Source organism: Streptomyces sp. YIM 98790, assembly GCF_011421595.1.
Classification (GTDB): Bacteria; Actinomycetota; Actinomycetes; order Streptomycetales; family Streptomycetaceae; genus Streptomyces.
Map to the genome: position 1 here is coordinate 1 of NZ_WTLH01000150.1, position 14787 is coordinate 14787.

The 14787-nt window shown below is 74.5% G+C and carries 12 protein-coding genes; 10 read left to right on the plus strand and 2 right to left on the minus strand.

The features are described from left to right. Positions 1-74 precede the first annotated feature (74 nt). A complete protein-coding gene (locus tag GQS09_RS21205; protein ID WP_165988683.1) occupies positions 75-1139 on the minus strand; it encodes an ABC transporter substrate-binding protein in 1065 nt (354 codons plus the stop codon). A gap of 190 nt (positions 1140-1329) precedes the next feature. On the opposite strand from GQS09_RS21205, the gene GQS09_RS21210 reads away from it, so the two are divergent. The 8 genes from GQS09_RS21210 to GQS09_RS21245 all read left to right on the plus strand — a co-directional run bounded on the left by GQS09_RS21210 (position 1330) and on the right by GQS09_RS21245 (position 9967). Then, entirely contained in the window at positions 1330-2313 is a 984-nt protein-coding gene (locus tag GQS09_RS21210) for an iron ABC transporter permease (protein WP_243761625.1), read from the plus strand. After that, a complete protein-coding gene (locus GQS09_RS21215) occupies positions 2313-3392 on the plus strand; it encodes an iron chelate uptake ABC transporter family permease subunit (RefSeq protein ID WP_165988701.1) in 1080 nt (359 codons plus the stop codon). Before GQS09_RS21210 ends, GQS09_RS21215 begins: the two co-directional genes overlap by 1 nt. Positions 3393-3493: 101 nt before the next feature. Next, positions 3494-4318: an ABC transporter ATP-binding protein gene (locus tag GQS09_RS21220; RefSeq protein ID WP_165988685.1), complete on the plus strand. Its 825-nt coding sequence runs from the start codon at positions 3494-3496 to the stop codon at positions 4316-4318. Positions 4319-4346: 28 nt separating this feature from the next. Then, complete coding sequence (locus tag GQS09_RS31040) at positions 4347-4850, plus strand: hypothetical protein (RefSeq protein ID WP_399552574.1); 504 nt, start codon at positions 4347-4349, stop codon at positions 4848-4850. A 7-nt stretch (positions 4851-4857) separates the two neighbouring features. After that, positions 4858-5682 carry a TlyA family RNA methyltransferase gene (locus GQS09_RS21230; RefSeq protein WP_165988687.1) on the plus strand — a complete coding sequence of 275 codons (825 nt, stop codon included), beginning with the start codon at positions 4858-4860 and terminating at the stop codon, positions 5680-5682. Next, positions 5679-6614, plus strand: a complete 936-nt coding sequence (locus GQS09_RS21235; RefSeq protein ID WP_165988689.1) for an NAD kinase — start codon at positions 5679-5681, stop codon at positions 6612-6614. The genes GQS09_RS21230 and GQS09_RS21235 overlap by 4 nt, the downstream gene beginning before the upstream one ends. Positions 6615-6699: 85 nt before the next feature. After that, a complete protein-coding gene (gene recN, locus GQS09_RS21240; RefSeq protein ID WP_165988704.1) occupies positions 6700-8523 on the plus strand; it encodes a DNA repair protein RecN in 1824 nt (607 codons plus the stop codon). Positions 8524-8821: 298 nt separating this feature from the next. After that, a complete protein-coding gene (locus GQS09_RS21245; RefSeq protein ID WP_313896252.1) occupies positions 8822-9967 on the plus strand; it encodes a glycosyltransferase family 4 protein in 1146 nt (381 codons plus the stop codon). Between the two features lie 204 nt (positions 9968-10171). On the opposite strand, the gene GQS09_RS21250 is transcribed toward GQS09_RS21245, so the two are convergent. Continuing rightward, positions 10172-11980, minus strand: coding sequence for a glycoside hydrolase family 15 protein (locus tag GQS09_RS21250; RefSeq protein WP_165988693.1), 1809 nt, complete (start codon positions 11978-11980; stop codon positions 10172-10174). A gap of 433 nt (positions 11981-12413) precedes the next feature. Here GQS09_RS21250 and GQS09_RS21255 point away from each other — a divergent pair, with 433 nt between their 5' ends. Both GQS09_RS21255 and GQS09_RS21260 read left to right on the plus strand, forming a co-directional pair. Then, positions 12414-14072: a CTP synthase gene (locus tag GQS09_RS21255; protein ID WP_165988695.1), complete on the plus strand. Its 1659-nt coding sequence runs from the start codon at positions 12414-12416 to the stop codon at positions 14070-14072. Positions 14073-14074: 2 nt separating this feature from the next. Then, entirely contained in the window at positions 14075-14701 is a 627-nt protein-coding gene (locus GQS09_RS21260; RefSeq protein WP_165988697.1) for an NUDIX hydrolase, read from the plus strand. Positions 14702-14787 lie beyond the last annotated feature (86 nt).

A 14787-nucleotide genomic window follows, 5' to 3' on the forward strand; every position in this document is an offset into this window, starting at 1 on the left:
GCGGCCCGCCCGCGCCCCGGCCGCGGCGCGCTGTGCGGGCCGCTGTCCCGCCGGGTGGTACCGCGTCCGCGGGCTCAGCTGACGCGCTGGGCGCCGCGGAGCGCCTCGGCCAGCGCCTCCAGCAGCGGGGCGCAGCCGGCGTAGGAGTAGCGCGGCTCGGTGGTCCACTCGATGACCTGTCCGGCCTCGACCGCCGGCAGCCGGGTCCAGGTGGGCTTGTCGGCCAGGTCGGCGGGCTGGAGGGCGCTGCTGCGGTTGTCCAGCATGATCAGGTCGGTCTGGTACTTGTCGGCGTTCTCCCAGCTCAGGCTCTCGTAGAAGCCGCCCTCGACATTGTCGGGGGTGATGATCTCCACGCCCAGCTCCTTGAAGTACGCCAGGTCGGCGGAGGCGGCGGGGTCGGAGGCGTAGAACAGGTCCGGGTCGCCGGAGCAGGCCAGCACGGTCAGGCCCCCGCTGTCCCGGGCGGCCTGCCGGAGCGATTCCGCGGCCTCCTCGAACCGGGTCCTCGCCTCGGTGTTCTGCCGGGCCGTCAGGTCGGCGCCGAGGCTCGCGGCCAGTTCGGCGGTGCGTTCGATGGCGCTGAGCAGGGTGGTGGAGGGCAGGGCGGCCGGGGCCACGGCGATGCCGACGGTCGGGGCGAGGCCGCCGATGGTCTCGGCGCTCTCCTCCGGCACGTACCAGAGGCCGTTCTCCACGAACATGTTGGTGACCAGCAGGTCGGGGGCGAGCTGGGCGTACTTCTCGACGTTGAACTCGCCCCAGGCATTGCCCAGGATGGTCAGCTTGTCGACATTCAGCTCGCCGGCCTGGACGTCGGGGTCGCCGCTGTCGGTGACCGTCGGGCCGAAGACGCCGACGCAGTGCACGCCGTAGTCGTACAGCGCGGCCGCGGTGCCGACGAAGGCCACGATGTTCTCGGGGGTCTTGTCCAGTTCGACGGTGGTGTTGCGGTCGTCGGTGAAACTCCAGGAGCCCGAGCCCTCGGTGCCGCCGGTGTCCTTGCCGCTGCCGCTGCTGCTGCCGGTGCCGGCGGATCCGGAGCCGCTGCCGCACGCGGCGAGCAGAGCGCCGGCGCCCAGGGCCCCTCCGGTGGCGAGCAGGGAACGCCGGGTCGGTGTGGTGCGGGATGTGGTCATGACGCGCTCGGACCTCTCAGTGAAGCTCTGGGGATAGGTTAGGCTAACCTCATCACATGCGTGAAGGTTGCAGCGTCAGGACCCCGGCGTGACGGCGGCCGCCGTCGAAGCCCCGCAGGCGAAGGACACGGACCCGCACGGCGGCGGGCCGGACGGGCCGTCCGGCCCGCCGCCGTGCACCCGCCGTCCGCTGACCCGGGCCGGCGGCCTGCTCCTCTCCGTCCTGCTGCTGATGCTGGTGACCGCCGCCAGCATCGCGCTGGGCGCCAAGTCCATCCCGCCCGGCGAGGTATGGAACTCCCTGGTCCGTCCCACCGGCAGCGACATCGACGTGGTGGTGCGCGAACTGCGTGTGCCGCGCACCCTGCTCGGACTGCTGGCCGGCTCCGCTCTCGGCCTGGCCGGCGCCCTGATGCAGGCGCTCACCCGCAACCCGCTGGCCGAGCCCGGCCTGCTCGGTGTCAACGCCGGAGCCGCGGCCGCCGTGGTGTCCGCCATGGCCTTCCTGGGCATCGGCTCCTTCCACGGCTACGTCTGGTTCGCCTTCCTGGGCGCCGCCGCCGTCTCCGTGCTGGTCTACGCGCTGGCCGGCACCCGCTCGGCCACGCCCGTCCGGCTGGCCCTGGCCGGTACCGCGGTGACCGCCGCCCTCTACGGCTATGTCAACGCCGCCATCCTGCTGGACACCGCCGCCCTGGACCGGATGCGGTTCTGGACCGTCGGCTCGCTGGCCTCCGCCCGCATGGACACCATCGTCCAGGTCCTGCCCTTCCTCGTCGCCGGCTTCGTCCTGGCGGCACTGCTCGCCCGGCCGCTCAACGCGGTGGCGCTGGGCGACGACACCGCCCGCGCGCTGGGCGCCCGGCTCGGCAACACCCGGATCGCCACCATGACCGCGGTGACCCTGCTCTGCGGCGCGGCCACCGCCGCCTGCGGTCCCGTCGTCTTCGTCGGCCTGATCGTGCCGCACCTGGTGCGCAGCATCACCGGGCCGGACATGCGCTGGATCCTGCCGTACGCCTTCGTGCTCGCGCCGGTGCTGCTGCTCGGCGCGGACGTGACCGGGCGGCTGGTCGCCGCGCCCTCCGAGCTCCAGGTCGGCGTGGTCACCGCGGTGGTCGGCGGTCCGGTCTTCATCGGCCTGGTGCGCCGCCGAAGGATGGTGCAGCTGTGATCCGTACGGTCCGCCGGCACCGCCGGCACCACCGCGGCACGGCGCCCCGGTCCGCCGTGCTGCGCACGCCCGGGGGCCTCTCGGTGCGCGTCGCACCGCGCAGCGCCGTCGTGCTGCTGCTGCTCACCTCGAACGCGCTGGCCGTCGGTGTGCTGCTGGTCGGTACCGGTGACTATCCGCTGGGGCCGGCGGAGGTGCTGCGCACCCTGGCCGGGCACGGCAGCGCGGCCGAGGAGTTCATCGTGCGGGACCTGCGGCTGCCGCGGCTGCTGGTCGCCCTGCTGGTGGGGGTGGCCCTGGGCCTGGCCGGTGCCGTGTTCCAGGCCGTTTCCCGCAACCCGCTGGGCAGCCCGGACATCATCGGCTTCACCGAGGGCACGGCCGCGGGCGCGCTGGTGGCGATCGTGCTGCTGCAGGGCAGCAGCGCGGTGGTGGCGGTGGGCGCGGTCGGCGGTGGCGTGCTCACCGGGCTCGCGGTCTATCTGCTGGCCTGGCGGCGCGGCATCCACGGTTACCGGCTGGTCCTGGTCGGCATCGGAGCCGCGGCGCTGCTCGGCGGCGTGCGTCACTACCTCCTCACCCAGGCCGACCTGGTGGACGCGGCCCGGGCGGTGATCTGGATGACCGGCTCCCTGGAGGGGCGCGACTGGTCGCAGGTCTGGCCGCTGCTGGCCGCCTGCGCCGTACTGGTCCCGGTGGTGCTGAGCCAGGGCCGCCCGCTGAGGATGCTGGAAATGGGCGACGACGCGGCCCGGTCCCTGGGCGTGGCCGCCGAACGCACCCGCGTGGTGGTGATGGGCGGGGCCGTGCTGCTGACCGCCGCGGCCACCGCGGCGGCCGGGCCGATCGCCTTCGTCGCGCTCACCGCACCCCAGCTGGCCCGTCGGCTGACCAGGGCGGACGGTCCCCAGCTGCTGCCCGCGGCGGCCATGGGGGCGCTGCTGATGGTGGCCGCGGACCTGGCCGCGCAGCATGCCTTCGGCGAACGGCGGCTGCCGGTGGGCGTGCTCACCGGCGTGCTCGGCGGCGGCTACCTGCTGTGGCTGCTGTGGACCGAGCGCCGGGCGGGACGCGTATGAACCCGGCACGGCCCGCCTTCGCGCCCCGCGGCCCCGGCGCGCTGCCGCGGCCCGGAGACGGCCCCGCAACAGGCAGAGACCGGCAGGACAGGAGCACGACCATGAACACCGATTCGTCGGCCGGGCAGAGCCGGCTGCGCGCCGAGTGCGTCACACTCGCCTACGACCGGCGGGTCATCGCCGAGGAGTTGTCGGTGGCCGTCCCCGACCGGTCCTTCACCGTGGTGGTCGGCCCCAACGCCTGCGGCAAGTCCACCCTGCTGCGCGCCCTGGCCCGGATGCTGCGGCCCACCCGGGGCGCGGTGCTGCTGGACGGCCAGGAGATCTCCGCCCGGCCGGCCCGGCAGGTGGCCCGGACCCTGGGTCTGCTGCCGCAGAGCGCCACCGCGCCGGACGGCATCACCGTGGCCGATCTGGTGGCCCGCGGGCGCTACCCCCACCAGGGGCTGCTGCGCCAGTGGTCGCGCGAGGACGAGCGGGTGGTGCAGGAGGCCATGGCCGGCACCGGGGTGCGGGACCTGGCGGACCGTTATGTGGACGAACTCTCCGGCGGGCAGCGCCAGCGGGTCTGGATCGCCATGGCGCTGGCTCAGCAGACGCCGCTGCTGCTGCTGGACGAGCCGACCACCTACCTGGACATCGCCCACCAGATCGAGGTGCTGGACCTGTGCGCCCGGCTGCACGAGGAGGGCCGCACCCTGGTCGCGGTGCTGCACGACCTCAATCAGGCGGCCCGCTACGCCACGCATCTGATCGCGCTGCGGGACGGGCGGCTGGTCGCCCAGGGCAGACCGGGCGAGGTGATCACCGCCGAGCTGGTGGAGGAGGTCTTCCGCCTGCCCTGCCGGGTGATCGACGACCCGGAGACGGGCACCCCGCTGGTGATCCCGGCGGCGCGGCGCCGCGGGGGGTCACTCACCGGCTGAGGCGGCCGGACGGGGTAGCGTCGGGGGCATGGACCAGCCCGTTCGCCCCGGGACCGAGCACCGCCCGGACGCCGCTCCGGAGCCCGCCCGGGAGCCCGTGCCCGAGCCCGTGCCCGTGCCCGAGTCCGTGCCCGAGTCCGTGCCCGAGTCCGAGTCCGCGCCGGACAGCGCACCGGGTGGCGCTCCGGACGCCGTGCCGGAGACGGCGGGAGAGGAAGGGCCGGGCGGGACGGCGGAGCCGGCGGACGCAGCCGTGGAGGAGGACGAGGAGGACGAGGAACGGGCCGACGCGCCGCGCCCGCTGGGGATCACCGTGCAGCCCACCGGACACCGCGCTGTGGACGCCCGGCTGGACCGGCTGGCCGCCGCCGACGACCTCCCGGTGCCGGCCCACCTGGAGGTGTACGAGGATGTACACCGCGGCCTGCGGGACACGCTGACCGCGCTCGACCAGCCGCAGCCGCCCGGACCGCCGGCCCCCGGCCCGCGCCCCGGCGGCCCCGGGAGGCACCCTCACGACCCCAGGAGCTGAACCGTCCGTGGCAGCAGCGACCCGCCGCCGGCTCGCCCGGCTCGACGCCGAACTGGTCCGCCGCAAGCTGGCCCGTTCCCGGGAGCACGCCCGCGCCCTGATCGAGGGCGGCCGGGTCAGCGTCGACGGAGTGACCGCCGCCAAGCCCGCCACCCAGGTCGCCACCGGCGCCGCCGTACTCGTCCGGGAGGACGGCGGCGACCCCGGCTACGTCTCCCGCGGCGGCCACAAACTGGCCGGTGCGCTGGCCGCCTTCACCCCGCGCGGCCTGACCGTGGCCGGCCGCCGCGCGCTCGATGCCGGTGCCTCCACCGGCGGCTTCACCGATGTCCTGCTGCGGGCCGGCGCCGCCCGGGTGATCGCCGTGGACGTCGGCTACGGCCAGCTCGCCTGGTCCCTGCGGGCCGACGAGCGGGTGGTGGTCAGGGACCGCACCAACGTCCGCGACCTCACCCCGGAGGACCTCGGCGGCGAACCCGTCGACCTGGTGGTCGGCGATCTCTCCTTCATCCCGCTCGGACTGGTGCTGCCCGCGCTGAGGCGCTGTGCCGCTCCCGGCGCCGATCTGGTACTGATGGTCAAGCCACAGTTCGAGGTCGGCAGAGAACGGCTCGGCAGCGGCGGCGTGGTCCGCAGTCCGGAACTCCGCGCCGAGGCCGTCCGCACGGTCGCCGGCCAGGCCGCCGGACTGGGCCTGGGCGTGCTCGGCGTCACCGCCAGCCCGCTGCCCGGACCATCGGGCAATGTCGAGTACTTCCTGTGGCTCCGGGCCGGGGCACCACCGCTCGACCCGGAGGAGGTCGACCGCGCCGTGACGGAGGGACCGCAGTGACCAGTGGCAGTACCGACGGGAGCGTCCTCGCCCCGCGCACCGTCTTCCTGCTCGCCCACACCGGACGGCCGGCCGCCGTCCGCAGCGCCGAACTCGTGGTGCGCGGACTGCTGGCACACGGCATCGGGGTGCGGGTGCTGGCCGACGAGGCCGAGGACCTGCCCCTGCCCGACGAGGTCGAGCAGGTCGAGGCCAAGCCGGACGTGGTGGAGGGCTGCGAACTCCTGGTGGTGCTCGGCGGCGACGGCACCCTGCTGCGCGGCGCCGAGTTCGCCCGTGCCTCCGGGGTGCCCATGCTCGGCGTCAACCTCGGCCGGGTCGGATTCCTCGCCGAGGCCGAGCGGGACGACCTGGACCAGGTGGTGGTCCGGGTGGTCCGCCGCGACTACGTGGTCGAGGAGCGGATGACCCTGGACGTCCTGGTCTACAACGACGGCTCCACCACCGGGCCCCCGGTGTACCGTGACTGGGCGCTCAACGAGGCCACCGTGGAGAAGGCCGCCCGGGAACGCATGCTCGAAGTGGTCACCGAGGTGGACGGCCGCCCGGTCTCCCGCTACGGCTGCGACGGCATCGTCTGCGCCACGCCCACCGGCTCCACCGCCTACGCCTTCTCGGCCGGCGGCCCGGTGGTCTGGCCCGAGGTGGAGGCGCTGCTGATGGTGCCGATCAGCGCCCATGCGCTCTTTGCCAAGCCGCTGGTCACCGCGCCGGACTCGGTGCTGGCGGTGGAGGTGCAGCCGGGCGGCCAGCACGGCGTGCTCTGGTGCGACGGGCGGCGCACCGTCATCCTGCCGGCCGGCGCGCGGGTGGAGGTGCGGCGCGGCGCCGTGCCGGTGCGGCTGGCCCGCCTGCACCAGGCGCCGTTCACCGACCGACTGGTGGCCAAGTTCGCGCTGCCCGTGGCCGGCTGGCGCGGCGCCGCCCGCTAGCGCCGGCCCGGCGCGGCACGCGTTCCGGGGAGGAGCGTCGCGCGCCGCCGTACGGACTGCGTATGGTCGTACCGTGCTGGAGGAGATGCGGATCAAGAACCTGGGCGTGATCGACGACGCCGTGGTGGAGCTGTCGTCCGGCTTCACCGCGGTGACCGGCGAGACCGGGGCAGGCAAGACCATGGTCGTCACCAGCCTGGGGCTGCTGTGCGGCGGGCGGGCCGACCCGGGCCTGGTCCGGGCCGGCACCACGGGCGCCGTCGTGGAGGGGCGGGTCAGCCTGCCGCCGCAGGCCCCGGCCGCGCGCCGGGCCGCCGAGGCGGGCGCCGAACTCGACGAGGGCGCGCTCATCCTCAGCCGCACCGTGTCCGCCGAGGGCCGTTCCCGGGCGCACGTCGGCGGCCGCTCCGCGCCCGTCGGGCTGCTGGCCGAGCTGGGCGAGGAGCTGGTGGCCGTGCACGGCCAGACCGACCAGCAGGGCCTGCTGCGCCCGGCCCGGCAGCGCGAGGCCCTGGACCGGTACGCCGGGGACGCGGTCGCCGGGCCGCTCGCCGCATACCGGGAGACCTACGAGCGGCTGCGTGCCGCGGCCGCCGAACTCACCGAGATCACCACCCGGGCCCGGGAGCGCGCCCGGGAGGCCGACCTGCTGCGCTTCGGCCTGGAGGAGATCGCCGCCGCCGAGCCGCGGCCGGGTGAGGACACCGAACTGGACGCCGAGGCCGAGCGGCTGGGCCACGCCGACGCGCTGGCCACCGCGGCATCGGCGGCGCACGCCGCGCTGGCCGGCGACCCGGCCGACCCGGAGGGCGTGGACGCCGGCACCCTGATCGCGGGTGCGCACCGGGCCCTGGAGGCGGTCCGCAGCCACGACCCGGCGCTGGCCGCGCTGGCCGACCGGCTGGCCGAGATCGCCATTCTGGTCACCGACGTGTCCGGAGACCTCGCCGGGTACGCCGACGACCTGGACGCCGACCCGCGGCGGCTGGCGGCGGTGGAGGAGCGCCGCGCGGTGCTCACCCACCTGACCCGCAAGTACGGGGAGAACATCGACGCGGTGCTGGCCTGGGCGGAGAAGGGCGCCGCCCGGCTCGCCGAACTCGACAGCGACGACGAGCGGATCGGTGAGCTCACCGCCGAGCACGAGGCGCTGCGCGGCCGGCTGGGCGAACTTGCCCAGGTTCTGAGCGAGGCCCGCACCGAGGCCGCCGGGCGGTTCGCCGAGGCGGTCACCGCCGAGCTGACCCAGCTGGCCATGCCGCACGCCCGCATCCGGGTGGCGGTGCGGCAGACCGAGGTGCCGGAGAGCTCCGTGGGCGGGGAGTGGGTGCGGCTCGCCGACGGCCGCACCGTGGCCTACGGGCCGCACGGCGCGGACGAGATCGAGCTGCTGCTCGCCCCGCATCCCGGGGCCCAGCCGCGGCCGATCGCCAAGGGTGCCTCCGGCGGCGAGCTGTCCCGGGTGATGCTGGCCATCGAGGTGGTCTTCGCGGGTGCCGCCCCCGTGCCGACCTATCTGTTCGACGAGGTGGACGCGGGTGTCGGCGGCAAGGCGGCGGTGGAGCTGGGCAGGCGGCTGGCCAAGCTGGCCGAGACCGCCCAGGTGGTCGTGGTGACGCATCTGCCGCAGGTGGCGGCCTTCGCGGACCGGCACCTGGTGGTGGAGAAGACCTCGGACGGGTCGGTGACCCGCAGCGGGGTGACCGTGGTGCACGGCGAGGGACGCATCCGTGAGCTGTCCCGGATGCTGGCCGGGCAGGAGGACTCCGCCCTGGCCCGGGCCCACGCCGAGGAGCTGCTGGCCACCGCCGCCCGTTCGCTGCCCGCGGCCCACGGCGGCGCCGGGGCGGAGCGGGAGCGGCGGGTGCAGCGGGAGCACGGCGGGGACCGGCCGGACCGGCCGCTCTGAGGGATTCCGGCGGGCCACCGCGGGGACCGGACCGGCGCGGGTGCGCGGGCAGATGCGCGCCGCACAGCAGGGCGGACATCGCTCGTTCGGGTGGTTTCGGCGGGTTGGTGGACGGGAAGCGCGCGGGGCGGCTGACCGGGGCGCGGGGGCGAACCGGCGAGCCGCGCCGAGGGGAGGGCGGGCGCGGAATCGTACGGCGCCGGCCGCATCATGGTGGAGCAGCCGCGACCAGGGGGCCACGGCCGATCGCCGGACGGACCCCGCGCGGCGGCGCCCGCGAGCGAACAGGAGCACGGCCGTGACCACCATCCCACTGCTGCCGCGCGGCCGTACCCGGCTGCACGTCGTCCAGTTGTTCAGCGGCGGGGGCACCGCGACCGGAGTCCACGTCCGGTCCCTGGCCGCCGGGCTGGCCGCCCGCGGCCTGCGGGTCACGGTCTGCGCGCCGCGGGCCGCCGAGCGGCGCTACCGCTTCGCCGAGACCGGCGCCCGGTTCTCCCCGCTTCCGCCCCTGGCCGGCCGCGACGCCGTCGCCCGGCTGCGCCAGGCCTGCGGCGACGCCGACCTGGTGCACGCCCACGGCCTGTGCGCCGGTGCGGTGGCCGCGCTCGCCGTGGCCCGCACCGACACCCCGCTGGTCGTCACCTGGCACACCCGGCCCGGCGGGCGGGGCGCGGCGGTCCGGGTCCGTCGGCTCACCGAACGCTGGGTGGCACGTGCCGCCTCCGTCGTCCTCGGCGCCACCTCCGACCTGGTGGAGCGGGCCCGGCTGCGCGGCGCCCGGGACGCCCGGCTGGCGCCGGTGGCGCTGCCCTCGCCGCGCAGCCCGGAGGAGCCGGACACCAGGCCGCGGGCGGGCGGAGCGGCCCCCTCGCCGTCCGCGCTCCGTGCCGAACTGGGCGCGGGAGAACGGCCGCTGCTGCTCGCCGTGGGACGCCTGGCCCCGCACCAGGGCCACGACACCCTGCTCACCGCCGCCCGCTCCTGGCGCGGCCTCGATCCGTGCCCGCTGCTGCTGATCGCCGGTGAGGGGCGGGACCGTGCGGCGCTCCAGGAGCGCATCGACCGCGAGGGGCTGCCGGTGCGGCTGCTCGGCAGCCGGCCCGATGTGCTGCGGCTGCTGGCCGAGGCGGACCTGGCCCTGGTGGCGGCCCGCTGGGAGGGCCGCTCGCTGATCGCCCAGGAGGCGCTGCGCAGCGGGGTGCCGCTGGTGGCCACCGCCGTCGGCGGGCTGCCGGAACTCGTGGGCGACGCGGCCGAACTGGTGCCCTACGGGGACGCCGGGGCGGTCGCGGAGGCGGTCACCGCGCTGCTGGCGGACCCGGCGCGGCGGGCCGAGATGGCCGCGGCGGGCCAGGCCCGCGCCGCCACCTGGCCCACCGAGGACAGCACCGTCGCCCAAGTGCTCAGCATCTACGACGAGATCACGCACCACCCGCGTTAGGCACCGCCGGGGGGCGGCACCGGGCGGGAGCACGGGCGCGCCGGGCCCCTTGGCCCTTCCTCGGACGCCGAGGCAAAGGCTGACGGGGCCTCACCGGTGCGCAGCCGCGCCGACGGGAGGCCTCAGCCGGTGGCGGGGCCTCAGCCGGTGGCGGGGCGGCGCCGGCTGAGGCCGACGGCCGCCCGGCGCCCGCCGCGCGTGACGTCAGCCACCGTAGGCGCCGGAGGCGGTCAGCCGCAGTGCCGTGTCGATCAGCGGCACGTGGCTGAACGCCTGCGGGAAGTTCCCCACCTGGCGCTTGAGCTTCGGGTCCCACTCCTCGGCCAGCAGCCCGACGTCGTTGCGCAGCGCCAGCAGCCGCTCGAACAGCCGCCGCGCCTCCTCCACCCGGCCGATCATCGCCAGGTCGTCGGCCAGCCAGAACGAGCAGGCCAGGAAGGCGCCTTCGTCGCCGCGCAGCCCGTCCACGCCCGGCTCGTCACCGGCCGTGGGGTAGCGCAGGATGAAGCCGTCCGGGGTGGACAGCTCCCGCTGGATGGCCTCCACCGTGCCGATCACCCGCTTGTCGTCCGGCGGCAGGAAGCCCATCTGCGGGATCAGCAGCAGCGAGGCGTCCAGCTCCTTGGAGCCGAAGGACTGGGTGAAGGTGTTGCGCTCCTTGTCGTAGCCGCGCTCGCACACGGTGCGGTGGATGTCGTCGCGCAGCTCCCGCCACCGGTCCAGCGGGCCGTCCACCTCGCCGGATTCGATCAGCTTCACCGCCCGGTCCACCGCCACCCAGGCCATCACCTTGGAGTGCACGAAGTGGCGGCGCGGGCCGCGCACCTCCCAGATGCCCTCGTCCGGCTCGTCCCAGTGGTCCTCCAGGTAGCGGATCAGCTTCAGCAGCAGCAGATTGGCGTGGTCGTTGCGGGCCAGACCGGTCATGTGCGCCAGGTGCAGCGCCTCGGTGACCTCGCCGTAGACGTCGAGCTGGAGCTGGCTGGCCGCGCCGTTGCCGATCCGCACCGGGCGGGAGTTCTCGTACCCGGGGAGCCAGTCCAGCTCGGTCTCGCCCAGCTCCCGCTCGCCCGCGATGCCGTACATGATCTGCAGGTTCTGCGGGTCGCCGGCGACCGCGCGGAGCAGCCACTCGCGCCAGGCGCGGGCCTCCTCCCGGTAGCCGGTGCGCAGCAGCGAGGACAGGGTGATCGCCGCGTCCCGCAGCCAGGTGTAGCGGTAGTCCCAGTTCCGGGAGCCGCCGATCTCCTCCGGCAGCGAGGTGGTGGGTGCCGCCACGATGCCGCCGGTGGGGGCGTAGGTCAGCGCCTTGAGGGTGATCAGGGAGCGGACCACGGCCTCCCGGTACGGGCCGTGGTAGTTGCACTGGCCGACCCAGTCGCGCCAGAACTCCTCGGTGGCGGACAGCGCCTCCTCGGCCTCGGCCACCGGCGGCGCGCCCTTGTGCGAGGGCTCCCAGCTGATGGCCATGCCGATCCGCTCGCCCGGGCCGACCGTGAAGTCGGAGTAGGTGGTCAGCTCCTCGCCGTAGGTGTCGGCCGGGGTGTCCAGCCACACCGAGTCGGGGCCGGCCACCGCGACCGTGCGCTCGCCGACCTTGTGCACCCACGGCACGACCCAGCCGAAGGAGAACCGCATCCGCAGCGCCGAGCGCATCGGCACCCGGCCGGACACGCCCTCGACGATCCGCACCAGCTGCGGGGCGCCGTCCCGGGGCGGCATGAAATCGGTCACCCGCACGGTGCCGCGGGGGGTGTCCCACTCCTGCTCCAGGATCAGTGAGTCACCCTTGTAACGGCGGCGTGTCGCCTGCGGCGGTTCGGCATCCCGTCCGTACGCCGGGCCCAGCCGCCAGAAACCGTGCTCCTCGGTACCCAGCAGTGCGGAGAAGACCGCATGGGAGTCGAACCGCGGCAGGCACAGCCAGTCGGCGGAGCCATCGCGGCCGACCAAAGCGGCGGTCTGCATGTCGCCGATAAGTGCGTAATCCTCGATGCGCCCTGCCACGAGCATCTCCAGTCGAACGGTGCCAGTGACCCCCAGGGGATGGGGGATTGTGGTCAATCTTGCTTGAGAGAGTCCGAGAAGAATACGCCCGCGTCATGTGCTTCGCGTGACGAATCTCGCACAGCGGACTGGTTCCGCGTGCCGGACGCCGCACACCTGCGGGTCCGCTCGGGTGAGCGCCGGACCGTCCCGCCGGAGAACCGGTGTTCGGCTCCCGGCGACCCGTATGACCAGGCGGTAACGGGTGTTTCCGGTGTGATCCGGCCGCCCGTCCGGACGTCCGCACGACCGGTCTCCCCCCAGTGTCGCTGATACGCTGGTAGCCCGTGGAGCGGAGGGACGCAAACCCCCGAACCGCAGCGACGGCGGATCCCCAGGGCTTGACCTGGAGCCGCTGGTATGCACAACACCTCGCGACCACGGGAGCCCCCTCTTGGCCATGCCGCCCAGGACCACGACGACCAAGCACATCTTCGTCACCGGAGGCGTCGCCTCTTCGCTCGGCAAGGGGCTCACCGCGTCCAGTCTGGGCGCACTGCTCAAGGCCCGCGGACTCCGGGTGACCATGCAGAAGCTGGATCCGTATCTGAACGTTGATCCCGGCACCATGAACCCCTTCCAGCACGGAGAGGTCTTCGTCACCAACGACGGGGCGGAGACCGATCTGGACATCGGACACTACGAGCGCTTCCTCGACGTGGACTTGGACGGCAGTGCCAATGTCACTACGGGCCAGGTGTACTCCACGGTGATCGCCAAGGAGCGGCGGGGAGAGTACCTCGGGGACACCGTGCAGGTCATCCCCCACATCACCAACGAGATCAAGAGCCGCATCCGGCGGATGGCCGGCTCGGACGTGGACGTGGTGATCACCGAGGTCGGGGGCACCGTGGGCGACATCGAGTCGCTGCCCTTCCTGGAGGCGGTCCGCCAGGTGCGGCACGAGGTGGGCCGGGACAACGTCTTTGTGGTGCACATCTCACTGCTGCCCTACATCGGTCCCTCGGGCGAGCTGAAGACCAAGCCCACGCAGCACTCGGTGGCCGCGCTGCGCAACATCGGCGTCCAGCCGGACGCCATCGTGCTGCGCGCCGACCGGGACGTCCCGGTGTCCATCAAGCGCAAGGTCTCCCTGATGTGCGACGTGGACGAGGCCGCCGTGGTCGCCGCCATCGACGCCAAGTCGATCTACGACATCCCCAAGGTGCTGCACGGCGAGGGCCTGGACGCCTATGTGGTGCGCCGGCTCGACCTGCCGTTCCGGGACGTGGACTGGACCCAGTGGGACGACCTGCTGCGCCGCGTGCACCACCCGGAGCACGAGGTGACCATCGCGCTGGTGGGCAAGTACATCGACCTGCCCGACGCCTACCTCTCGGTGACCGAGGCGCTGCGCGCCGGCGGCTTCGCCAACAGTGCCCGGGTCCGCATCAAGTGGGTCACCTCCGACGACTGCAAGACCCCGGCCGGGGCCCACGAGCAGCTCTCCGACGTGGACGCGGTCTGCGTGCCCGGCGGCTTCGGCGACCGGGGCGTGGAGGGCAAGATCTCGGCCATCACCTACGCCAGGGAGCGCCGGATCCCCCTGCTCGGGCTGTGCCTGGGCCTGCAGTGCATCGTGATCGAGGCGGCCCGCAACCTGGCCGGGGTGGACGGCGCCGGATCGACCGAGTTCGATCCCGCGGTGCCGCACCCGGTGATCTCCACCATGGCCGAGCAGCTCGACATCGTGGCCGGTGAGGGCGACATGGGCGGCACCATGCGGCTCGGCCTCTACCCGGCCAGGCTCGCCGAGGGCTCCATCGTCCGCGAGGTGTACGGCGGGGAGGCCTACGTGGAGGAGCGGCACCGGCACCGCTACGAGGTGAACAACGCCTACCGGAGCGAGCTGGAGCAGAAGGCCGGACTGGTCTTCTCCGGCACCTCCCCGGACAACAAGCTGGTCGAATACGTGGAGTACCCGCGCGAGACGCACCCCTACCTGGTCGCCACCCAGGCGCACCCGGAACTGCGCTCCCGCCCCACCCGTCCGCATCCGCTCTTCGCCGGCCTGGTGAAGGCCGCGATCGAGCGCCAGAGCACGCAGCAGGGAGCCTGACCATGGGTGAGCGGTTCCAGGACACGTACGACGAGTGGCCGGTGGTCTCCACGGCCACCCCGTACATGGGCGCCCGCACCGGGGTCCGCACCGACGAGGTGCGGATGCCGGACGGCGGGGTGATGCGCCGCGACTACCAGGTCCACCCGGGGTCGGTGGCCGTGGTGGCGCTCGACGAGCTGGACCGGGTCGCGGTGATCCGCCAGTACCGGCATCCGGTGCGGCGCCGGCTGTGGGAGATCCCGGCCGGCCTGCTGGACGTGCCCGGCGAGGACCCGCTGGAGGCGGCGCGCCGCGAGCTGTACGAGGAGGCGCACATCAAGGCCGGGGACTGGCGGGTCCTGACCGATGTGTTCACCACGCCCGGCGGCAGCGACGAGGCGATCCGGATCTATCTGGCCCGGCAGCTCTCGGCGGCGGAGGGCGAGCGCTTCGAGGTCTCCGAGGAGGAGGCCGACATGGAGCACGCCTGGGCGCCGCTGCACGAGCTCCTGCGCGGCATCCTCGCCGGTGAGCTGCAGAACAACTGTCTGGTGACGGGTGTGCTGGCGCTGCTGGCCGCCCGGGCCGGGGACGGTCTGGACGCGCTCCGCCCGGCCGGCAGCCCCTGGCCCGCCCGCCCCTTCTGAGGCCCGCGGGGCGGCCGGGACCGGCGGCCCGGCTCCCTGCGCCGGAAGCGGGCCGGCGTGATCCGCGCCGCGGGCCGATGACTCCC

Bases quoted from the DNA above. Each gene is read 5' to 3' on its own strand.
- GQS09_RS21220 (WP_165988685.1), top strand. From the start codon at position 3,494: ATGAACACCGATTCGTCGGCCGGGCAGAGCCGGCTGCGCGCCGAGTGC.
- GQS09_RS31040 (WP_399552574.1), top strand. From the start codon at position 4,347: ATGGACCAGCCCGTTCGCCCCGGGACCGAGCACCGCCCGGACGCCGCT.
- GQS09_RS21260 (WP_165988697.1), top strand. From the start codon at position 14,075: ATGGGTGAGCGGTTCCAGGACACGTACGACGAGTGGCCGGTGGTCTCC.
- GQS09_RS21205 (WP_165988683.1), bottom strand. From the start codon at position 1,139: ATGACCACATCCCGCACCACACCGACCCGGCGTTCCCTGCTCGCCACC.
- GQS09_RS21255 (WP_165988695.1), top strand. From the start codon at position 12,414: ATGCCGCCCAGGACCACGACGACCAAGCACATCTTCGTCACCGGAGGC.
- recN (WP_165988704.1), top strand. From the start codon at position 6,700: ATGCGGATCAAGAACCTGGGCGTGATCGACGACGCCGTGGTGGAGCTG.
- GQS09_RS21250 (WP_165988693.1), bottom strand. From the start codon at position 11,980: ATGCTCGTGGCAGGGCGCATCGAGGATTACGCACTTATCGGCGACATG.